Source organism: Auraticoccus monumenti (assembly GCF_900101785.1).
GTDB classification, from domain to species: domain Bacteria; phylum Actinomycetota; class Actinomycetes; order Propionibacteriales; family Propionibacteriaceae; genus Auraticoccus; species Auraticoccus monumenti.
In genome coordinates, this window is record NZ_LT629688.1 from 2,221,307 (window position 1) to 2,240,741 (window position 19,435).

The 19,435-nt window shown below is 71.2% G+C and carries 21 protein-coding genes; 10 read left to right on the top strand and 11 right to left on the bottom strand.

The window, feature by feature from the left end:
- The first annotated feature begins 121 nt into the window (after nt 1-121).
- Nucleotides 122-790 carry a 50S ribosomal protein L25/general stress protein Ctc gene (locus BLT52_RS10255; RefSeq protein WP_090593007.1) on the top strand — a complete coding sequence of 223 codons (669 nt, stop codon included), beginning with the start codon at nt 122-124 and terminating at the stop codon, nt 788-790.
- A 26-nt stretch (nt 791-816) separates the two neighbouring features.
- Nucleotides 817-1,416, top strand: a complete 600-nt coding sequence (gene pth / locus BLT52_RS10260) for an aminoacyl-tRNA hydrolase (protein ID WP_090593010.1) — start codon at nt 817-819, stop codon at nt 1,414-1,416.
- Nucleotides 1,417-1,428: 12 nt separating this feature from the next.
- On the opposite strand, the gene BLT52_RS10265 is transcribed toward pth, so the two are convergent.
- Both BLT52_RS10265 and BLT52_RS10270 read right to left on the bottom strand, forming a co-directional pair.
- A complete protein-coding gene (locus tag BLT52_RS10265) occupies nt 1,429-2,688 on the bottom strand; it encodes a DICT sensory domain-containing protein (protein WP_090593012.1) in 1,260 nt (419 codons plus the stop codon).
- Between the two features lie 635 nt (nt 2,689-3,323).
- A complete protein-coding gene (locus BLT52_RS10270; protein WP_172804021.1) occupies nt 3,324-3,971 on the bottom strand; it encodes a TetR/AcrR family transcriptional regulator in 648 nt (215 codons plus the stop codon).
- A gap of 87 nt (nt 3,972-4,058) precedes the next feature.
- On the opposite strand from BLT52_RS10270, the gene BLT52_RS10275 reads away from it, so the two are divergent.
- Nucleotides 4,059-4,910 (top strand): endonuclease/exonuclease/phosphatase family protein, encoded by an 852-nt coding sequence (locus BLT52_RS10275; RefSeq protein ID WP_157677054.1) that lies wholly within the window; start codon nt 4,059-4,061, stop codon nt 4,908-4,910.
- A gap of 64 nt (nt 4,911-4,974) precedes the next feature.
- On the opposite strand, the gene BLT52_RS10280 is transcribed toward BLT52_RS10275, so the two are convergent.
- Together BLT52_RS10280 and BLT52_RS10285 are read right to left on the bottom strand one after the other, a co-directional pair.
- On the bottom strand, nt 4,975-6,000 hold the full coding sequence (locus BLT52_RS10280) for a LacI family DNA-binding transcriptional regulator (RefSeq protein ID WP_197679281.1): 1,026 nt from the start codon (nt 5,998-6,000) through the stop codon (nt 4,975-4,977).
- Nucleotides 6,001-6,058: 58 nt separating this feature from the next.
- Nucleotides 6,059-7,357 (bottom strand): Gfo/Idh/MocA family protein, encoded by a 1,299-nt coding sequence (locus BLT52_RS10285; RefSeq protein WP_090593022.1) that lies wholly within the window; start codon nt 7,355-7,357, stop codon nt 6,059-6,061.
- A 218-nt stretch (nt 7,358-7,575) separates the two neighbouring features.
- On the opposite strand from BLT52_RS10285, the gene BLT52_RS10290 reads away from it, so the two are divergent.
- Genes BLT52_RS10290 through BLT52_RS10300 form a run of 3 tightly spaced genes read left to right on the top strand, consistent with a single transcriptional unit; the run spans nt 7,576 to nt 10,582 of the window.
- Nucleotides 7,576-8,832: an ABC transporter substrate-binding protein gene (locus BLT52_RS10290; protein ID WP_157677055.1), complete on the top strand. Its 1,257-nt coding sequence runs from the start codon at nt 7,576-7,578 to the stop codon at nt 8,830-8,832.
- Nucleotides 8,829-9,755 (top strand): carbohydrate ABC transporter permease, encoded by a 927-nt coding sequence (locus BLT52_RS10295; RefSeq protein WP_197679282.1) that lies wholly within the window; start codon nt 8,829-8,831, stop codon nt 9,753-9,755. Before BLT52_RS10290 ends, BLT52_RS10295 begins: the two co-directional genes overlap by 4 nt.
- Nucleotides 9,752-10,582, top strand: a complete 831-nt coding sequence (locus tag BLT52_RS10300) for a carbohydrate ABC transporter permease (RefSeq protein ID WP_090593027.1) — start codon at nt 9,752-9,754, stop codon at nt 10,580-10,582. Before BLT52_RS10295 ends, BLT52_RS10300 begins: the two co-directional genes overlap by 4 nt.
- 57 nt (nt 10,583-10,639) lie before the next feature.
- Here BLT52_RS10300 and BLT52_RS10305 read toward each other — a convergent pair whose 3' ends face one another.
- Nucleotides 10,640-11,497: a nucleotidyltransferase domain-containing protein gene (locus tag BLT52_RS10305; RefSeq protein WP_157677056.1), complete on the bottom strand. Its 858-nt coding sequence runs from the start codon at nt 11,495-11,497 to the stop codon at nt 10,640-10,642.
- Nucleotides 11,498-11,588: 91 nt separating this feature from the next.
- On the opposite strand from BLT52_RS10305, the gene BLT52_RS10310 reads away from it, so the two are divergent.
- Nucleotides 11,589-12,239: an HAD family hydrolase gene (locus BLT52_RS10310; RefSeq protein ID WP_090593032.1), complete on the top strand. Its 651-nt coding sequence runs from the start codon at nt 11,589-11,591 to the stop codon at nt 12,237-12,239.
- 17 nt (nt 12,240-12,256) lie between these two features.
- Here BLT52_RS10310 and BLT52_RS10315 read toward each other — a convergent pair whose 3' ends face one another.
- The 3 genes from BLT52_RS10315 to BLT52_RS10325 form a co-directional block, all read right to left on the bottom strand.
- Nucleotides 12,257-12,877, bottom strand: a complete 621-nt coding sequence (locus tag BLT52_RS10315; RefSeq protein WP_090593035.1) for a hypothetical protein — start codon at nt 12,875-12,877, stop codon at nt 12,257-12,259.
- Nucleotides 12,878-13,139: 262 nt separating this feature from the next.
- Complete coding sequence (locus BLT52_RS10320) at nt 13,140-13,661, bottom strand: nucleoside/nucleotide kinase family protein (protein WP_157677057.1); 522 nt, start codon at nt 13,659-13,661, stop codon at nt 13,140-13,142.
- Nucleotides 13,662-14,195: 534 nt separating this feature from the next.
- Nucleotides 14,196-15,212, bottom strand: a complete 1,017-nt coding sequence (locus tag BLT52_RS10325) for a helix-turn-helix transcriptional regulator (protein WP_090593040.1) — start codon at nt 15,210-15,212, stop codon at nt 14,196-14,198.
- A gap of 59 nt (nt 15,213-15,271) precedes the next feature.
- Between BLT52_RS10325 and BLT52_RS10330 the strand changes: the two genes are divergently transcribed.
- Both BLT52_RS10330 and BLT52_RS10335 read left to right on the top strand, forming a co-directional pair.
- On the top strand, nt 15,272-15,679 hold the full coding sequence (locus BLT52_RS10330) for a VOC family protein (RefSeq protein WP_090593043.1): 408 nt from the start codon (nt 15,272-15,274) through the stop codon (nt 15,677-15,679).
- Nucleotides 15,680-16,051: 372 nt separating this feature from the next.
- A complete protein-coding gene (locus tag BLT52_RS10335; RefSeq protein WP_090596589.1) occupies nt 16,052-16,714 on the top strand; it encodes an alpha/beta hydrolase in 663 nt (220 codons plus the stop codon).
- On the opposite strand, the gene BLT52_RS10340 is transcribed toward BLT52_RS10335, so the two are convergent.
- Both BLT52_RS10340 and BLT52_RS20800 read right to left on the bottom strand, forming a co-directional pair.
- Nucleotides 16,692-17,459, bottom strand: a complete 768-nt coding sequence (locus tag BLT52_RS10340; RefSeq protein WP_197678992.1) for a class I SAM-dependent methyltransferase — start codon at nt 17,457-17,459, stop codon at nt 16,692-16,694. The genes BLT52_RS10335 and BLT52_RS10340 overlap by 23 nt on opposite strands.
- A complete protein-coding gene (locus BLT52_RS20800; protein ID WP_157677058.1) occupies nt 17,456-17,632 on the bottom strand; it encodes a hypothetical protein in 177 nt (58 codons plus the stop codon). The genes BLT52_RS10340 and BLT52_RS20800 overlap by 4 nt, the downstream gene beginning before the upstream one ends.
- Before the next feature lie 491 nt (nt 17,633-18,123).
- On the opposite strand from BLT52_RS20800, the gene BLT52_RS10345 reads away from it, so the two are divergent.
- Nucleotides 18,124-18,501, top strand: coding sequence for a VOC family protein (locus tag BLT52_RS10345; RefSeq protein ID WP_172804022.1), 378 nt, complete (start codon nt 18,124-18,126; stop codon nt 18,499-18,501).
- A gap of 143 nt (nt 18,502-18,644) precedes the next feature.
- On the opposite strand, the gene BLT52_RS10350 is transcribed toward BLT52_RS10345, so the two are convergent.
- Nucleotides 18,645-19,298: a TetR/AcrR family transcriptional regulator gene (locus BLT52_RS10350; RefSeq protein WP_197678993.1), complete on the bottom strand. Its 654-nt coding sequence runs from the start codon at nt 19,296-19,298 to the stop codon at nt 18,645-18,647.
- Between the last annotated feature and the right edge of the window lie 137 nt (nt 19,299-19,435).

Genomic DNA, 19,435 nt, shown 5'->3' on the forward strand with positions numbered 1-19,435 from the left:
AGGTCGGCTAGAGTCGGCGGCTGAACCATGGCGAGGGGGGCCGAGCAGGCGCCCGTGATCGACAGGGGTACCGCACTCCCTGGCGCTCGCACGCCGAACCCCAGGTTGAGGAGCCACCCAGATGTCCGAGAACAAGCTCGTCGCCGAGCCCCGCAACGAGTTCGGCAAGGGTGCGGCCCGCCGCATCCGCCGCGCCGCCCGCGTCCCCGCCGTCCTGTACGGCCACGGCACCGACCCGGTGCACCTGTCGCTGCCCGGTCACGAGACCCTGCTGGCCCTGCGCCAGGCGAACGCGCTGCTGACCATCGAGATCGAGGGCACCAGCCAGCTGGCGCTACCCAAGCAGGTCCAGCGCGACCCGATCAAGGGCTTCATCGAGCACGTCGACCTGCTGCTGGTCCGCCAGGGCGAGAAGGTGTCGGTCGACGTCGCCATCCACACCACCGGTGACGCCGCCCCCGACACCCTGGTCGTGATCGAGAACAACACCATCAACGTCGAGGCCTCCGCGACCCACATCCCCGAGCAGATCGAGGTCAGCATCCAGGGTCTGCGGGCCGGCAGCCAGGTCCTGGCCAAGGACCTGGTCCTGCCCGGCGACGTCAGCCTGGGTGTGGACGAGGACCTGCTGATCGTCAACGTCACCGGTGCCCCGAGCGAGGAGCAGGTCGAGGCCGAGCTGGCCGAGGCCGAGGCCGAGGCCGGCATCGAGCCCACCGTCGACGAGGACACTGCCGCCGCTGAGGCTGCGGAGGGCGAGGGCGAGTCCTCCTCCGACGACGACCAGTGACCTCCTGAGCCGAGAGCACTGACGCGATGACGACCTGGCTGGTGGTCGGGCTCGGCAACCCGGGCCCGACCTACGCCGCCCACCGTCACAACGTGGGGTTCATGGTCGTCGACGAGCTGGCCCGGCGCGCCCCGGCGCGCTGGGCTGCTCCCCGTGGCATGCGCGCCGACGTCGCCGAGACCCGGATGGCCGCGTCCGGGCTCGGCGGCTTCGGCGCCGACGCCGACAAGGTGCTGCTGGTCAAGCCGCGCACCTTCATGAACGACTCCGGGGCCGCGGTCGGCAAGCTGGCGTCCTTCCACTCCGTCGACCCGGCCCACGTGGTGGCCGTGCACGACGAGCTCGACCTCGACCTCGGTCGGCTCCGGCTCAAGTCCGGCGGCGGGGACAACGGGCACAACGGCCTCAAGTCGATGCGCGCCCACCTCCGCACCGGCGACTTCGCCCGCGTCCGCTTCGGCATCGGGCGCCCGCCCGGCCGGATGGAGGTGCACGACTTCGTGCTGTCGGGCTTCCCGGCCGCCCAGCGCACCGACGTGGAGATCGAGGTCTCCCGCGCCGCCGACGCCGTCGAGCTGCTGCTGCGCTCCGGTCTGGTCGAGGCCCAGAACCAGTTCAACTCCTGAGCCCGGAGCGGGTCAGCCGTCCCAGCCGCGGGCCGCGCCCCGCTCGTGCTCGGCCACCTGGGTGACCCGGGTCAGCACCGAGCGGGCCGCGTGCGCGACCAGGTCGCGGTCGAAGGCCAGGACGTAGTCGAAGCTGCGGTGGCTGCCGGAGCCGGGACGCTCCCGCGTGGCCAGCAGCGCCTGGCTGGTGGGGGCGAGCACGATCACCGTCCACTCCTGCACCAGCGGGTCCGACGCGTGCAGGTCGGTGGTCACCACGTGCGGCACCGGCCCGACGGCCGACATGCCGCGCGCGACCGCGAGCACCAGGCTGCACCGGCGTCCGAGGTCGCTGTAGCGCTCCACCGTCGCGCGGTCGAGGTTCTGCGCGTCCTGGAAGGCCGACAGCACCATGGTCGAGCGCCCCGCCGTGGTGGCCGTCCGCTCCAGCTGGAGGGTCAGCGCCAGCAGCGTCTCGCGACCGGCCCGGCGGGGGAGGTGCTGCCGCGCGGCGAGGTCGAAGGGGCTCTGGTGCGGCACCGGCAGCGGCGCGCGGAAGGAGCCGAGCAGCGCCTCGGCGCCCGCGGGAACCACCTCGTGCGGGGGTCGGTCGTGACGTCCGGCGACCAGGGTCGCCCCGGCCGCGACGGCGGCGGCCGCGGCCTCGGCGTCGTCGACGTCCTCGGCCACCAGCACGGCCCCGCCGTCGTGGCAGTAGGCCGTCGTGGCCTGGATGGTCTCGGTGGCCAGCTCGCTGGTCGGGTCCTGCAGGACGGAGCCGGCCAGCACCATCAGGGCCGGCTCGACCACGGCCACCGCGCCCAGGGTGCTGGGGTCGGCCCCCACCTCGCGCAACCCGACCTGCCACCCCTGCGAGCGCGCGCTGCCCACGAGTCGCAGCATCTCCGCCGGGCGGTCCAGGATCTGGGTGGCGTCGAGCAGGAGCACGGTGGCGGGTCCGGGTCCGTGCGGGTCGAGCTGGCTGAGGCCCGGCAGCACCGCGTCGAGCACCTGCGGCACCGCGCGGGCGAGGGGGTCCGCGGCGGTGTGCACCAGGGCGCGGGCGCGGGCCGTGGCGTCCAGCGACCCCGGGTCCTCGGAGGAGGCGACGAGGCGGCGGACGTCGTCGACGTCCTGACCGGGGAGATCCCGGGACCCGTGGGTGAGCACCCGCACCGCGAGCGCCTGCCCGCTGTCGAGGTCGACCAGGGGACGGGAGGAGACCCGGAGGTCGCCGTGCCGGAACAGCCGCTCCAGCAGCGCGTCACCGGACACCTGGTTCTGCTGTGTCACCCGGTCACCCTAGGCCCGGTCGGGACCGCTGGCCGCGTGCCGCGCGTCGTCTTCGCAGGGGTGACAGCGCCTTCGACGGCACTGCCGGGAGACGTCGAAGCAGCTGCGCCAGTGGGTAGTGGGAAGCGCCGCCCGGACGGCTGGGTGTCCGGGCCCCGGACGGGCGAGGTGCCCGCTGGCGACGTCGCGGTGGAGCGGGACGCCACGGCCGAGGACCTCATGAGGTGACCGGGCGTCGGGCTGCTCCGTCGCGGCACGGGCTCCGCCCCAGCCGTCGCTGACCCCTAGCCGCTCCACTGCGACGTCCGGCCGGGTACTCGCGGCCAGACGTCGCACCGGGCGTGGAGGCGTGGCCCGTCCTCCAGCACCAGCAGGACGTCCGGACGGGCCATCGCATCGCGGCCCCGTCCCTACTCCGGAGCGCTCTGGTGGCGACTGGCCGCGATGTGTCGTCACGCCTGGGTGGGAGGCGACGAGTAGGGGCGACTGGCCCCCGACGAGCTGGCGAGTCGCCCTCCCTGAGCTGGGGACAGCGTGGAGGTGTGGTGGGGGCGACTGGCCGCGATGTGTCGTCACTCCTGGGCGGGAGGCGACGAGTAGGGGCGACTGGCCCCCCGCGGAGCTGGCGGGACCGGTCAGGCTGGTAGGGCGCCGGCCGGTCGGACGAACACCCCGGCGTGGGCGGCGGCGGCCGTCGCGGCGGCGGCGAGGTCGGCGGTCGCGGGGGTGATCGGCTCTCCCAGGACGAAGAGGCTGTAGTACAACGGTGCGCCGACGTGGCGGATCACGTCGTCGGCGTCCGTGCCGTCGGGCAGCTGCCCTCGCTCGACGGCGCGTTGGACGACCGGTCGCACGAGAGCGGAGCGGACCGACCAGAACCGGTGCCGCAGGGCCGCCGTCCGGGTGGAGGCGCGACCGAGGAGGGCGGCGACCGCACGGCCGCTGACCGGGTCTGTCAGGGTGTGGTGCACCGACCGGGCCCACAGCCTCAGGTCGTCCTCGACGCGACCGGTGTCGGGGACGCGAGCCTGGTCGGTGGCGAACGTCGCGATCGCCTCCAGCAGGACACCGTCGAGACCGCCCCAGCGACGGTAGATGGTGCTGCGGGGAACCCCCGCCCGGGTGGCGATGCGGTCGAGCGTGAGGTCACCGTCGTCGGAGGTCGCGAGCTCCTCGAGGGCTGCGTCGAGGACGACGGCGCGTGTGCGCGCTGTGCGGCCGCCGGGCCGGCGCGTGGCGGAGTCCGCCCCGCGGGCGGCCGGCGACGGATCGGGTGCGGACAACGTCACCTCCTGTACAGGCAAACGCTACGAGCGTAGCGTTAACGTGTGGGTGGCGCGTGGGAGTCCACCGTGATGACGAGGAGGACGGTGACCGGAGACGACCACCACGCTCGCGTGCGGGTGCTGACCCTCAACCTCCTGGCACCAGCCCACGCGGACTGGTCCCGGCGCCGGGAGGTGGTCCGCGCCGGTCTTCGTCAGCTGGAGCCCGATGTGGTCGCCCTGCAGGAGACCGTGTGGGGCGACGGGTACGACCAGGCCCGCGACCTCCTGGGGGAGGGCTTCCACCTGGCACGACACACCGCACGGTCCGCGGACGGGGTGGGGGCGGTGCTCGCCAGCCGGTGGCCCCTGGGGGTGGTGCAGGAGGTGGACCTGCACGTCACCGAGCGGGTCCAGCTGCCGTGGGCGGGGGCGGTCCTGGCCGAGGTGGTGCTGCCGCCACCCTTCGGGGTCGTCCTCGTGGTGCACCACAAGCCGACGTGGGAGATCGGGGCAGCGCGGGAGCGCGAGCTCCAGGCCGTCGCCTGCGCCCGCTTCGTCGACCAGGTCGTCGGTGACCGCGATGTGCACGTGGTGCTGCTCGGCGACCTCGACGACGCCCCGGACTCGGCAGCGGTGCGGTTCTGGACCGGACGCCAGTCGCTCGAGGGTCACAGCGTGGCCTACCGCGACGCCTGGGAGGCAACGCACCCGTCCGAGGCGGGCCACACCTTCACCCCCGACAACCCGCTGGTGACGGCGGGGGAGATGGGGCTGGAGCTGGGACGGCGGATCGACTACGTGATGGTGCGCTGCGGCGCCCACGGGCCCTCGTTGCAGGTGACGGACTGCCAGAGGGTGTTCGACGCACCGGTGGGGGACGTCTGGGCCAGTGACCACTTCGGTGTGCTGGCGGACCTGTGCGTCCCGTCACGCCCACCAGGCGCGTGGGCGTGAGGGGAGACGCGAGCGGTGCCGCGGCGGCACCGGCCCGGGCGCAGCGACTCAGCCTGCTCCGGCCTCAACCAGTGCCCGGGTGCGGCCCGCAGGACTCGCGCACGATCAGCTCACCCGGCAGCAACGTCAGCGGCTGCGGTTCGACCGGGTCCTCCGGTGACCCGGCGCGGGGCGGCGCTCCGGTCCGACCGTGGCCGAGCTGCAGCAGCTGGGTGACGGCCTGCCGGGCCATCTCCTCGATCGGCTGCCGCACGGTGGTGAGGGCCGGCCAGGTGTAGGCGCTCTCCCACGACCCGTCGAAGGACACCACGGCGATGTCGCCGGGGATGCTCACCCCGCGCTCGTGCAGGCGGCGCAGCACCGCGACGCCGAGCATGTCCGAGGCGACGAACAACGCGTCGGGACGCAGCTCACCCGCCAGCAGCTCGTCCACCCCCCGCTGCCCGCTGTCCCGCTCGAAGGCGGCGGTGATCGCCGGCCCCGGAGCCAGCGAGGCCTCGGCGAGTGCGCGTCGCCAGCCGACGAGGCGTTCGTCGCCGGGCGTGGTGTTGCCGAGGTAGGCGATCCGGACCCGACCGTCCTCGATCAGGTGCCGGGTCGCCACCATGGCGCCCTGCTGGAGGTCGACACCGAAGCTCAGCACCCCCTCGCGTGCCACCGAGGCGTTGAGGAGGACCCACGGGATGCCGACGCTGTCCAGCTGGACGGGGTCGACCGGGGTGTCGGGGATGAGCAGGACGCCGTCCACCTGTCGGGCGGCGAACTCCCGCATCCTCTTGCGCACCGTGTCGGCCTGGCCGGCTGAGGTGGTGGTGTAGAGGGCGAACCCCCGTTCGGTGGCCGCTGCCTCGATGGCGTGGGCGAACTCGGCGAAGAAGGGGTTGGTGCCGTGGGGTGTGATCAGCGCCAGGGTCTGCGTCGATCCCGACTTCAGGGCCCGCGCGGTCTGGTTCGGCTGGTACCCCAGCTCCTCGATCGCGGCCATCACCCGCGCCGCCGTCGCCGGGGCCACCGGCGCACGACCGCTGAGCGTGTAGCTGACCACGGCGTCGGAGACGCCTGCGGCCCGGGCCACGTCACGCCTGGTCACGGGCCGGCCCGCGGCTGGCGGCCTACGCGCCATGCCTCGCCTCCACGTCCATGACGCGTCAGGCTACCGGCGCCCCCGGTGCCTGGCCGTACGACGGCCCGGCCCCCCGGGTGGCTGGACGGGTCGGGGCAGGTCCGGCGCCCTGCAGGGTCTGCTGCGGGCCCGGTCCGTGGTCCGGGACGACGAGGCGTTCACCACCACGGAGCGCGGACTGGTGGGCGATGATCCCCGGCAGGGTGTACCGGGCCGCCACCCAGGCGTTGACCGACGGGAGCGACCCGTCCTGGACGGCCTTGACGAAGTCGTCGACCAGCAGCTGGTGGCTCCCCTCGTGGCCGTTGGGGGCCTGCGCGAACTCCGCCGGCAACCGCCTGGCCTCGACGTCGTGGACCGGGGCGTGCCCGGAGACGAAGGTCTTGCGCAGCGACCGGGAAACGTTGGCCAGCAGCGGGTCGTCCTCGCTCAGCGTGGGTCGGGCGTCGATGAGGTGGCTCACGTCGGTGGCCCCGTGCTTGTCCTGCCACACGGACGTGCTGGCCAGCTGCTCGAAGCTCGCCCGGGTCCCGAAGAAGCTGAACCGGCTCTCCCGCAGCGGCGACGGGTACCCCACCCGTCGGAACTCGTTGATGCGCATCGACCCACCGCCGGAGAGCTCGAACAGGGCGGTGGCGTTGGAGAAGTCGTTGCCGAACATGCTGACCGCCCGGTCGAAGACGCCGTCCTGCAGCTCGTCGCGCACGCCGATGCAGCTGACGCTCGTCGCGTGGGTGGCGATGGCGCCGAGCACACCGCCGATGGAGTGGGTCGGGTAGTGCATCGGGGGGAAGCTGGCGGTGCGACGCCACTCCTCCCCGCCGCTGTAGCGGTAGGCGTCGTAGAAGCCCAGGTCCATGTCGTGCAGGTAGTCGCCCTCGGCGTAGAAGACCTGGCCGAACTCACCGGCCGCGGCCTTCTGCCGGGCGAAGACCGTGGCCGGGTTGTAGTGGCTGGTCTCGCCCATCATGTAGGTGAGCCCGGTGTCCTGGACGGTCGCGATGATGCTCGCGACCTCCTCCTCGCTCATCGCCATCGGGACCGCGCTGTAGACGTGCTTGCCGGCTCGCAGCGCGGCCACGACCAGGGACGCGTGGGTCCAGCGCTGGGTGAAGATCGCCACCGCGTCGATCCCCGGGTCGGCGATCATGGCGTCGAAGGACTCGTGGACGCCGGCGAGCCCGAGGTCGGCGTCGAGCTGCCGTGCTCGCTCGGGCAGCACGTCGGTCACCTTCACCGCAGCGATACCGGGGTGCAGGTCGAAGAGGCTGGCGAAGTGGGCCGAGAACTGGCCGGCACCGACCATGCCCAGGGTGAACGTCATCGTCGTGTGCCGCTTTCTATCGCAGTGGTGGCCGCCGACGGACTGCGTCGGTCGGTCCGGACGGACCCGAAGTCTGCCCCCGGACGTTACTCGGGTCAACCCTTGTCAGCGCTGGATGATCAATGTCTCCGCAGCCATTGCCGTCCGCGGTTTACTCGGGTAACTTCCCCGGTGATGACGCCATCCACCGTCATCCACCCAGCCACGGAGGACCGACGATGAAGTCACGACACGCCCTCGTCCACACCGCCGTCGCCGGCCTGCTGCTGAGCGCGCTGACCGCGTGCTCCGGCGGTGGCGGCGACGACCGCACGGTGCTCGAGTTCCAGACCGCCCTCGCGGCCGACGCCCCCATGCTCACCGTCCTGGAGGAGATCACCAGCCGGTACGAGGCCGAGCACCCTGACGTGGACGTCGACCTGAGGACCGGGGGCAACGACTACGAGGCCCAGATCAAGGTGCGGCTCGCCGCCCGCGACGTCCCCGACATCTGGGCCACCCACGGCTGGTCCCAGCAGCGCTACGGCGCCTTCCTGGCCCCGCTGCAGGACGAGCCCTGGGCGCAGGGCTTCAACCCCGCCCTGGACACGGCGATGCGCGGTGAGGACGGCACCTTCTACGCCCTGCCGGTCACCACCGACGTCGCCGGCCTCGTCGTCAACCGCGACGCGCTGACCGAGGTGGGTGTCGACCCCGACGCCATCACCACGTGGGAGGACTTCGTCGCCGCGGGGGAGGCCCTGGTCGCCCAGGACCGGGTGGCGCTGACGCTGGCCGGGTCCAAGAGCGGCTCGGCCGGCAACGCGATCGACTGGCTGGCCCCCGGTGCCTTCTCCGAGGCCGAGCTGGCCAGCATGACCGCCGGGGACTTCCCGCAGGACGCCTACGCGCGACTGCTCGGCGTGCTCGACCAGTGGCGGGCCGACGGCTGGATCAACCCCGACTACTCCTCGGCCACCAGCGACGACATGGCCCAGGCGCTGGCCCAGGGCAAGGCCGCCTTCGCCCTCAGCAACAACTCCCTGATCAGCCAGGCCTGGGAGTACGACCCCGAGGCCGACCTGGCCTTCATCCCCATCCCCGCCATGCTCGGCGGCGACCCGTACCTCATCGGTGGCGAGGGCACGGCGTTCGGGGCGGCGAAGGACGGGGACGACCTCGAGGAGGCCAAGGACTACCTCGCCTTCCTGGCCCAGCCCGACAACACCTCCGCGCTGGCCGCGTCGGTGGGAACGCTCCCCGGCCTGACCGACGCGGAACCGCGCCTGGGGGAGCTGGAGAGCAGCTTCGAGCAGTACGTGATCCCCAACGAGCTGCCGCTGGCCCCCTACTTCGACCGCGTGTACCTGCCGAACGGCATGTGGGAGACGGTCGTGTCGACCGCCGACGGCGTCATCGCCGGGCAGTCCTCGCCGGCCGACGCCGCAGCCCAGGTCGCCACCGACTTCGACACGCTGTACGGCCAGTCGCAGTGATCGTCCAGACCGCGCCGGTCCCGGCCACGACGGCGACCCGGGCACCGCGACCATCTCGCCGGGGCTGGCAGGTCAACCTGCTGTACCTGCCGGCGCTGCTCCTCTTCGGGGTCTTCACCATCTACCCGCTGATGAGCGGCCTGGCGATCTCCTTCACCAACTGGGACGGCTACAGCGTCGCGCGCTCGAACGTCGGGTTCGCCAACTACCAGCGGCTCCTCCAGGACGCCAGCTTCCGGTTGGTGCTGGGCAACACCTTCGTCTACGGCATCGGGAGCATGGTGCTGCAGCAGCTCCTCGGACTGGGCCTGGCGCTGGCGCTGGACGGTCGTCTCCGTGGTCGGGCGTTCGCCCGCTCGATCATCTACCTGCCGGTGCTGGTCTCACCCATCGTGATGGGCACCTTCTACTACCTGCTCTTCCAGTACAACAACGGCACCCTCAACCAGCTGGTGACCGCGGCCGGCGGTGAACGCGTGGCGTGGCTGAGCGACGCCGAGGTCGCCGTGACCATCATCGTGGTGGTGAACTCGCTGCAGTTCGTCGGGATCTCGATGGTGATCTACCTCGCCGGGCTGCAGGCGATCTCACCGGAGTACCCGGAGGCGGCCATGATCGACGGGGCCGGGGCGTGGCAGCGTCTGCGCCACATCACCCTGCCGCTGCTGCAGCCGGCCTTCGCCACCAGCGTGGTGCTGAACCTGATCGGCGGCCTCAAGCTCTTCGACGTCATCCAGGTCCTCTCCGGGGGCGGGCCGGGGATCTCCACCAACTCGGTCTCCACCTACATCGGGCGGACCTACTTCGACAGCCAGGCCGCGGGGTACTCGGCGGCGATGGGCATGGCGTTGTTCCTCATCATCGTGGTGCTGACCCTGGTGGCCAGCACGGCGCTGAACCGCCGGCGTCTGGAGCAGCAGTGAGCAGGCCGAGCCCCCTGCGGCCGGGGCCGCTCGCCGTCCTGGTCTTCGTCGTCCTCGTGTCGGCGGTGCAGCTGCTGCCGTTCTACGTCGCCCTCACCACGGCGCTCAAGCCCAAGACGGACCTCTCCTCGCAGCTGGCGTTCCCCACCAGCACCCTCACGCTGGACAACTTCCTCACGGCGGTGAGCACCGGGGGGATCGTCCAGGCGATGCTCAACAGCGCCGTCATCACGCTGGTGTCGACCTTCCTCGTCTGCGTGATCGGGGCCTTCGCGGCCTACCCGCTGGCCCGCCGCGCCTCGGGCCTCAACCGCGCGGTGATGGCTCTCGTGGTGGGCCTGATGATGGTCCCCGCCCTGAGCATCCTGGTGCCGCTGTACTCCCTGCTGGCCGACCTGGACCTGCTCAACACCCACCACGGGGTGATCCTGGTGATGGTCGCGACCTCGCTGCCGCTGAGCATCTTCCTGTACGCCAACTTCATGCGCTCCCTCCCCATCTCGGTGGAGGAGGCCGCCACCGTCGACGGGGCCAACGTCCTGCAGCTGCTGTGGCACGTGGTGATCCCCATGCTGCGGCCGGTGACCGCCACGGTCGCCATCCTCACCGGGGTCGGCGTCTGGAACGAGTACGCGCTGTCGGGCTACATCCTGACCACGCCGGAGACCCGCACCATCGCTCCTGCAATCGCGTCGTTCTTCTCCATCCAGTCCAGCAACCTGCCCGCGGCGACGGCGGCCTCGCTGCTGGCGGTCGTCCCGGTGGTCGTCGCCTACCTGTTCCTGCAGCGGCACTTCATGAAGGGGTTGGCCGGTGCCGAGAAGTGAGGACGTCGAGCCACAGAGGCTGGCAACGGATCAGGTCCCCCAGCCCGCGTTCGAGGGTCAGGTCGAGGTGACGGCGAGGTGCTCGGCGAGCCACCACGGCGCGGCCGTGCTGAGCAGATCGATCGCGGCCTGCTGGTCCGCCGGAGCAGTGGGTGGCCGGTTGCGCAGTCGTCCCCAGCCGAGCTCGATGCTCCTGTCCAGCTCGGTCGCACGTGCGGGGTAGTAGGCCTTCACGACCTCTGCGAGGGCGTCCGGGTCGCTGGTCCACCCGGGCCAACGGAACAGGACGCAGGCGAAGGCCAGCCGCGCGATCCGGCGGCCCACGCGTTGGCAGGCGTGGTCCAGACGTGCCGTCCCCGGGTCGTCGAGGGCGACGGCCAGACGGCTGAAGGCTGCGGCGGTGCCGCTCGGGATGCCTCGGGCCAGCTCGACGGTGGGGTGCTGCTCCGGGAGCTGCTCAGCGAGGTCCGGGCCCCAGAGAGGCGTGCACAGGCAGGAGAGGTGGAAGGCCCCGTCGTGGCGCTGGGCCGGTGACAGGAGCGACTGTGCTCCGTCCAGCGTGATCCCGACCTCGTCGACCAGGTCGGTCTGTCGATCGAGCTCGGTGGCGAGCTGCTCCACCGAGGCGCGATCGCGGTCAGTGGGTCGGTCGTGCAGGACGGCGCTGACGTCGAGATCCGACCTGCCCCGCACAGCGGTCCCTCGGGGGACGCTGCCGTACAGGTAGATGCTGTGCAGTCGGTTGCCGAACAGGTCCCGGAGCCCGGCCTCGGTGGCGGACACGAGGGGCAGGAACATCGGGTCGATCCGACTCAGCCCGCCCTCGCGGCGGATGCGTCCCCGCTGGTCGAGACCGTCATCGAGGTGACTGAGTCTCGGGTGGCCAAGACTCACACCCTCGTCGTCGCCGGCCACGCCTGACTCTCGCAGCTCCGTGCTCGGCAGGGCCAGCTCGATTGGCGGCTCCGGCTCTGCGCGCGGTTGCTTCTCATCTAGCGTCGTCCACGTGCCGCTCCTCATGCTCGACCTCGACAACACCCTGATCGACCGCGACGCCGCCTTTCGACGCTGGGCCACGTCGTACGTGCAGACCCTGGGCGGCTCAGAGACGGACCTGCGGTGGTTGGTCGAGGCCGATCGCGACGGGTACGAGCCCCGGGAGCAGCTGGCTGCGGCCATCGGACGGCGGTTCGGTCTCCGTGAGACCGACGCGGTTCTCGTGGAGCTCCGCCTCGGGATGGTCGACCGGATCGAGATGGATCCCACGGTCTTCGAGTCCCTCGACAGGGCGCGCTCGGCGGGCTGGTCGCTCGTGGTCGTCACCAACGGCACGGTCTCCCAGCAAGAGCACAAGCTGCGCGCGACGGGGCTCGACCGCCACCTCGACGGGTGGGTCATCTCCGAGGGTGTGGGCCTCCGCAAGCCCGACCCCCGGATCTTCATGGCCGCCTGCCAGCTCATCGGCAGCCAGGAGCTCGTGACGTCGAGCTGGATGATCGGTGACGCTGCGGTTCATGACGTGCACGGCGCCCAGGCCGTGGGCGCCGGCGGTATCTGGCTGCACCGAGGGCGACGCTGGCCAGCCGAGATGGACCCGCCGGACCACGTGGCCAGCAGCTTCGCCGGGGCGGTGGACGTCGTTCTTCGCTCGGCGTGATCTCTGGGTCCGGTCACTCACGGGGCTCGTGTCAGCGTCACGGTCGCGGCCAGGATCGCCGCCACGAGGCCGTCGACGGCCAGGGGCACCATGCCGAGCCAGTACGCGGGGATCGGGTCGAGCCGGTAGAAGACCAGGTAGCAGACCAGCCCGACCAGCGTCGCGATCGCTACTGCGACGATCCAGGCGGACGCCGCCGACGCCGTCAGCTCCCCGGCCGTCCGCAACGTGATGCCGGCAGCGAGCTGCGCGGTGGCCCAGACGACGATCAGCGGGAGCTCGGTGGTGACGGGCCGGTGGGCGAGGCCGGAGGTGACGTAGAACAACAGCGCGCCAACCAGCCCCCCGCCGACGATCGTCGCCCCCAGCGCCGGCAACGACGCCTTCGGGAGGAGGGCCACGATGCCGACGGCCAGCAGAACCAGGCCGCCGAGGCCGCCGAGCACCGCTCCCGCGAGGAAGAGCCCAGCGCCGGGTGGAGTCCGCACCGACGGGCGGTACGACATCGTCCACCAGATCAGGTAGCTCAGGCTGCAGACCACGAGCAGGACCTCACCCACCACGATCATCAGCGTGCCGCCCTGAAGCGCCTGCCACCTGTTCACCGTCTCACCGTAGTCACTCAGCACGACCGGCACCGGCTCAGGAACCACTCATCTGTGCGTCATCGCGCCGGAAGGACACGCTGGATCCGGAGACCTCGTCACTGACTCACGGACTGGGTGGCGATGGCGCAGCGCTTTCCCCAGCTCAGCGACGTTCGGCCGCAGTAGCAAGAGGGAGAACGGCGGCGAGAAGTAGGGCGACGAGGCGCTTGGACCGGCTGCCAGGACGGGGTCAGCGCACGTAGAACGGACGGGGTGCAGGAACGACGTTCGTGAGACCTCGGGCACCACAGAATCACCCTTCCGGCTTGGCTGCCCCCGACGCTCTGATCCAGATCTCCCGGAGGGCGGCAAGCTGTTGGGTGGTGGTCAGGTCGTCGACATCAAGAACCTCGTCGACGTCCGGAGGCGTATCGGTCAAGCCGTGCAGAAGATCGAACTCGTCCTCAGTCAGGTACACCGTGCGGGTGGCCGCTCGCGCACGGGCTTCCTGTAACGAGATGCGCAGATGAACAGCGAAAGCCCTGGGGAACTCGTCGCGATAGACCTCAAGGGACGCCGGCGTCAGGAAGTCCGCGATCACCACATCGAACCCCGCCCGCGTGAAGCTACGGCCCAGTGCACTGACGTTGTGGGCTGACAGCAGCAGCTGCGCAGATCCCTCAGGGCCGCTCCACAGGGTCGCGTCGCCGGCGACCACGAGCTGTCGGACGTCGTCGGCATCGATGAAGGCAGCACGGGCACGCTCCAGCGCAAGCGTCCGGCCGCACGTGCTCTTCCCGGCAGCAGGGCCCCCGGACAGGATCAGTGGGCGCATGAACTGGGACGGTAGCGGAGCGAGCGAGGCACTGTTCGACATGGTGCACCAACGGTCGTTCTGCACCGGTGTGGTGGCTGCAACAGGAGGCAGCCACCTCATCCGATGGAGGTGCGGCGACGCACCATCCGGATCTCGAAGATGCCTTCATCCTTGGTGGCGCCGTCGGCTACGAACCCGTGCTTGCGATAGGAGGCCTGTGCACGGGGATTCGGCTCTGCGACCCCAGACTGCTGCCGGAAAGTCGGCGATGACGGCGTTGAGCAGGCGTGTGTCCGTTCCCGTGCCGTGGAACGGCGCTGGCAGGTGGACGACGAACAGCTCGAGCGGCCGGTCGGGACCAGCTCGAGGTGCCACACCCGGGCAACAACCGGCTCTTCACATCTGAGGGTGTGGGCGTGTGATGCCGTCTCGGGCGGTTCTGCTCGGCGCGTGGAGTGCTGGGTGGGGGTCGAGGTGTCCCGAGGATGGAAGTTCTCGCACTGCCCACCTGGAAGACCTCGACATGCATGGTGTTGCCGTCGGCGCGGTGCCCTAGGAGGAGTCCCGGCCCGTGCAGCTGGCGGGATGGGTCGCGCCAGCCCGGCCCTGATCGCTGCTGGCAGTGAGTAGGCGCTGCGCGAGCGCGGAAAGGAGGCCGCGGAGCTCGTCGGGGCTCTCGACGACGAGGTCCGCGTCGAGCGTGGCGAGCATGCCCGGCACCCAGTCGAGCCGCTCGGCACGGATGTCGACACGCGTCCAACCCTCGTCGTCGGTCAGCGGTGTGATCGTCGCCAGGCCGGGCGGGAGCCGGGACTGGATCGTCGTCGGGTCGGCACGGACCCTCACCGACACACGGTGGCGCCATGGGGTCTGGGCGAGCGTGCGGAGAACCTCGTCCCGCGGTCGGACGTGTGCTGGTGCCGTGAAGGTGTCCGAGCCGAGCTCGGCCGTGGTGATCCGGTCCAGGCGGAACGTTCGGACGTCCTGGCTCAGGGTGTCGTGGCCGGCGAGGTACCAGTGGCCGGTGTGGGCGACGACTCCGTACGGGTGGACCGTCCGTTCGGTAGTGCGTCCGTTCCTGCTGGTGTGGACGATCTTGAGCGTTCGCCGGTCGCGTGCCGCTTCGGCAACCAGGAGGAGCACGTCGTTCTCGACCGTAGACCCAGGGTGGGGGCGGCCCGGGAAGTGAGCGGTGTCGAGGAGTGCGTCGAGCCGCGCGGCCAAGGGTCTCGGCAGCACCCGCCGGATCTTGGCGGTCGCGCTCTCGGTCGCGACCCTCGATCCGCCGGCACCGGGGTGCGGGCCGCCCACGAGGCCCAGCAGCACGGCGACCGCCTCGTCATCGGTGAGCATCAGCGGTGGCAGCCGGTAGCCCGGGCCCAACCGGTAGCCGCCGTACCTGCCGCGTACGGACTCCACCGGGACGTCGAGCTCGAGCAGGTGTGCGACGTATCGGCGCACCGTCCGCTCGTTGACGCCGAGCCGTTCGGCGAGGTCGCCGACGGTTCGGGTGCCGCCGCTCTGCAGGAGCTCAAGCAGCGCGAGGACCCGTGCGGTCGGGCGAGGCATTCCAGAAACATAGCGATAGCGGGCGGTTTCCGTCCGGTAGTGGTTCTAGCGTCGGTGGCATGAACCTCGTCTCAGTGCGCATCATCACCGCCGACATCGACCAGATGGTCGACTTCTACGCCCGGGTCACCGGCGCTGAGGTGGACCGACCGGTCCCTGACTTCGCCGAGCTCCGGACGCCCAACGGGACGCTCGCCCTAGGGAGCGTCCGGACAGTGGCGCTGTTCGGGGCCGGCGCCGCCGAACCCGCCGCCAACCGCTCGGCGATCATCGAGTTCCTTGTCGAGGACGTCGACACCGTGTACGCCTCGCTACAGACGTGGGTCACCACGTTCGTCAACGAGCCCACGACGATGCCGTGGGGGAACCGGTCCCTGCTGCTGCGCGACCCCGACGGCAACCTGGTCAACCTGTTCACCCCGGCGACGCCCGCAGCGAAGGAGAAGTTCGGCCCGTACGAGCGCTGAGGGCTCGACCTCAACCGATCGTTCGCGGGGCATCGAACCCGTCAGCTGGAGCTGTCGTCCCGGGCGGTTCTGCTCGGCGCGACGAGGTCTGGGTAGGGGTCGAGATGTCCCGAGGATGGACGTCCTGACGCTCGCCATCGGAAAGACCTCGTCGGGCCTGACGCTACCTCTGCCTGCCCCGACCTCTGTGGCCTTGACGAGCTCGGTCTCGAAGTCACGGGCCACCGTCAGTCGTGAAGAGCCCAACAACCCCCGGATGAGCAGCAGGCCCGAGGGAACACCAAGCCGTGCTGGGCGCCGTGAGAAGCTCGCCGCCCCTGCTCACGATGATCGTCTCCGCACCACCGACGGTGTGCTTCGCTGAGCCTCGTGATGCTCGCTGAAGTGGTGCTCGTGCACGGGCTGTATCACCAGCCGGCTCACCTGCTGCCCCTCATCGACGCACTCGCAGGGCACGGGGCGGTGGTCCACGCACCACGCCTGCACCGAGGGTCCCTCGCTGCCGACACCAGCGCCGTCCAGCGCGTCGTCGACCGCTGCAGGACCAAGCCGATCATCGTCGGGCACAGCTACGGAGGAGCCGTGGCTTCCGGCGTTCGGGGCGCTGCCGCGCTGATCTTCATGGCCGCTTTCGTGCCAGACGTGGGCGAGAGCTGCGCAGACCTCGGAGGTCCCGACGCGCCCGTCAACGCGTGGGTGCGTCCTCACCCAGCCGGCGGCACCTACATCCCGGCTGGCGTGGCACCGGACCTGTTCTACGCGGACTGCAGCACCGACGCGACCACGCGGGCGGTGGATCTGCTTGTCCCACAAGCACCGGGTCATGGCCGGGGGACCGTCCGAGCAGCGTCGTGGAGACAGACGACCAGCCACTACATCGTCTGCTCGAGGGACCGTGCCCTGAGCCCGGAGCGGCAACAGCGCCTGGCCGGACGGTGCACCAGCCAGGAGACCATCGAGGCCAGCCACTCGCCCTACATCTCCCAGCCAGCCGGCATCGCGGCCACGATCATCACCCGTGGCGTCGTGCGATAGCGGGGCGGCGTCGAAGCCGTCGTCGTGCTGGCACCGGGTAGTGCCTGCACCCCTCAACCGCTGCGGGCTGCCAGGGGTGCGGCAGCCAGCTCCTCCGCTCGTAGGTGGCCACCCAGCGGGCTGGGTGGGCCACCTCCTCGGCCTGGACCATCCGCACCTCGGTGGTCTCGAGCAGCGCGAGGTCACGACGTGTCAGGGGGTAGGGCGGCCGGTCGGGCGGCGGCGCGCCGATGTCGCGGAACGCGATGGCCACCAAGGTGCCGCCGGGGGCGAGCAGCGAGGTGACCGCGGCTGCCGCCCGGGTGCGCGGGGGATCGGGGAGTGCCTGCAGGGTGAAGACCTCGACGACCAGGTCGTAGCGACCGACCAGGTCCGCCGGCAGGTCCAGCAGGTCGATCACCCGGTAGTCCACCGTCGATCCCGGGTGCCGCTGGCGGGCCTGGTCGATCGCCGTCGCGGAGACGTCGAAGCCGGTGGTCTCGAACCCGTGGGAGGCCGCGTGCTCGGCGTCCGCCCCGAGCCCGCAGCCGACCACGACCGCACGGCGGCCTCGCCCGTCGGCGAACCCGGGCCGGGGGGTCCACCAGTCGACCAGCTGGGGTTGGGGCGTGTCGCGGTCCCACGGCATCCCGACCGCGCCGGCGGCGCCCTCGGCGTACAGGCGCTCGAACCACGCGGCGGGCTGGCCGGCGGCGATGGCTTCGCCCGACAGCTCGTCGGCTCGGAGGTCCCAGTCGCGCGTCACGCGGCACCCCCGTGCCCCGACGTCAGGCTCGGGTGGTCCTCGATGCGGTTCTCGAGGTCGATCAGCGTCCACCTCCGGCACGTCGGCACAGGCGTGCTGGGTCCGACGTCGTCCGCCCGGTCGGCGACCTCCGACGTCTGCGTGACCTCGGGATCGAGGAGTGCGGTGTCCATCGTCGTGTTCCTCTCGTCGTGACGGTCGAACGGCTTCAGCCCCTCAGACCCGAGCCCGACCGGGTACTCATCGCACCTCCCACCCGACGCGGTGCTCGGTGGGCATGGTGCTCGCGCTCCGCTGGCCGTCGCGCTCAGGGTCCTTCTACCGGACCGGTCCTCGCGGCGAGCGGCGGGTTCCGGCAGGGCGAGGTAGCTGGGTACGACGGTCACCGATCCCGCGAGCTCCTGCCGGCGCTCAGGCCCCCCCGACGCGGACCGTTACCAAGCCGTTATGTAACCTGTCATGCGGTCATGACCTCTATCGGGGGAAATGCCAAGGGGTCCTGCCCCCGTATCGGGGGATGGGGGGCGGGGCCCCGCCACCGCGGCCAGGACGCGCTCCCAGGTCGCTCGGTGGCACCGGCCTCCTGCTGGTCGCGCAGGAACCATCCTCCTCGGACCGCACGGTCGGACGACGCCTCGTGACGTCCATGAGGTGTACTGCCGTGATGCACCGCATCCTGCTCCGCGAGGTCGTGATCGATGCTCCGGCCTCGACCTTCGCCGCCACCCGGGACTTCTGGGCCGCCGCCCTGCTCACCGACGCCCAGCAGGTCGCTGCGTCTCCTGAGTTCACCGCCCTGCGCGCCCCAGCGGCGTTGTCCTGGGTCGGACTGCAGGAGATCGGCGGCACCGAGGCCAGGTACCACCTCGACATCGAGACCGACGACGTCGAGGCCGAGGTCGCCCGGCTGACCGGTCTCGGGGCCGTCGAGGTCGCCAGCGGCCGGACCTGGGTGGTCATGCGGGATCCTGCGGGTCTCCTCTTCGACGTCGTCCCCCAGGAGTCACCCTGGTTCGCCGAGCGCTCTCACGAGGTGCCGTGACGGGCTCCTGAGGCGAGGGGCTGGGCCACCAGCACCCTCGTCCTCGGCGCGTTGCCCAGCTTCGAGGGCGTGCAGACCGGGATCGTCGGCTGCTCCTCCAACAGCCGGATGAGGTCCCAGCTGGCCGGCGCAGCAGACCCTTCTCAGTCCTGAGGTGGGCGGGGGTGGTCGCTCGAGCTCGTCCCCAGCAGCCGGTCGAGGAGCTCCATCGCACCACGCATGTCCACCCGGGAGTCGATCAGCCACTGCGTCGCGAGACCGTCACAGGCGGCGATCACCAGAGCCGCCGCCAAGTCCACCGGCACGTCCGGCCGGCTGACCCCCTGCTGCCGCCCGACCTCGAAGATGTTCGTCAGCGCCCCCCTGATGGAGGCGTAGCGCTCGACGAAGAACTCGCGGGAGCGCTCGTTCGAGCTCTCGAGGGCCTGTGCTGACATGGTGGTGTACAGAGCCATCAGGCCCGGGATCCTCATGTTGTAGTCCGCGGTCCGGAGCACGAAGTCCACCGCACCCAGACCCGACTCCTCGGCCGCCTCCAGCGCCCGTCGGTCAGCCTCCCTCAGCACCTCCAGCAGGAGCTGCTCCCGCGAGTCGAAGTAGTGACGGAGGGCGGCGTGGGAGACACCGATGGCCTCTCCGAGCGCCCGCAGCGAGGTGCCCTCGACGCCCCGCTCGTCGAAGACGGTGAGGGCGCGGTCCAGGATCTGCTGCCGGCGCTGGACGCCCTTGGCGTAAGGGCCTCGCCGGCTGGGCGTGGCGGGGGCCGGTGTCGGCTGCGTCGGGTCCGAGATCGTCACCACCCACCTCCCGCGTGCGCCGTGCTGTCAGCTCAGGCTAGAGGGCACCCCCGCGCAGGCAAAACCTCCATGTGGACGGTTTGCGTGCTAGCGTCGTGTCCTCGCGGGCGGGTCGCCCGCGTGCTCGACGAAGAGGA

What these genes read in the sequence shown, in the direction of transcription:
- BLT52_RS10335 (WP_090596589.1), top strand. Translation starts at nt 16,052, where the DNA reads ATGCTCGCTGAAGTGGTGCTCGTGCACGGGCTGTATCACCAGCCGGCT.
- BLT52_RS10325 (WP_090593040.1), bottom strand. Translation starts at nt 15,212, where the DNA reads ATGCCTCGCCCGACCGCACGGGTCCTCGCGCTGCTTGAGCTCCTGCAG.
- BLT52_RS10285 (WP_090593022.1), bottom strand. Translation starts at nt 7,357, where the DNA reads ATGACGTTCACCCTGGGCATGGTCGGTGCCGGCCAGTTCTCGGCCCAC.
- BLT52_RS10330 (WP_090593043.1), top strand. Translation starts at nt 15,272, where the DNA reads ATGAACCTCGTCTCAGTGCGCATCATCACCGCCGACATCGACCAGATG.
- BLT52_RS10345 (WP_172804022.1), top strand. Translation starts at nt 18,124, where the DNA reads ATGCACCGCATCCTGCTCCGCGAGGTCGTGATCGATGCTCCGGCCTCG.
- BLT52_RS10320 (WP_157677057.1), bottom strand. Translation starts at nt 13,661, where the DNA reads ATGCGCCCACTGATCCTGTCCGGGGGCCCTGCTGCCGGGAAGAGCACG.
- pth (WP_090593010.1), top strand. Translation starts at nt 817, where the DNA reads ATGACGACCTGGCTGGTGGTCGGGCTCGGCAACCCGGGCCCGACCTAC.
- BLT52_RS10290 (WP_157677055.1), top strand. Translation starts at nt 7,576, where the DNA reads ATGAAGTCACGACACGCCCTCGTCCACACCGCCGTCGCCGGCCTGCTG.
- BLT52_RS10255 (WP_090593007.1), top strand. Translation starts at nt 122, where the DNA reads ATGTCCGAGAACAAGCTCGTCGCCGAGCCCCGCAACGAGTTCGGCAAG.
- BLT52_RS20800 (WP_157677058.1), bottom strand. Translation starts at nt 17,632, where the DNA reads ATGGACACCGCACTCCTCGATCCCGAGGTCACGCAGACGTCGGAGGTC.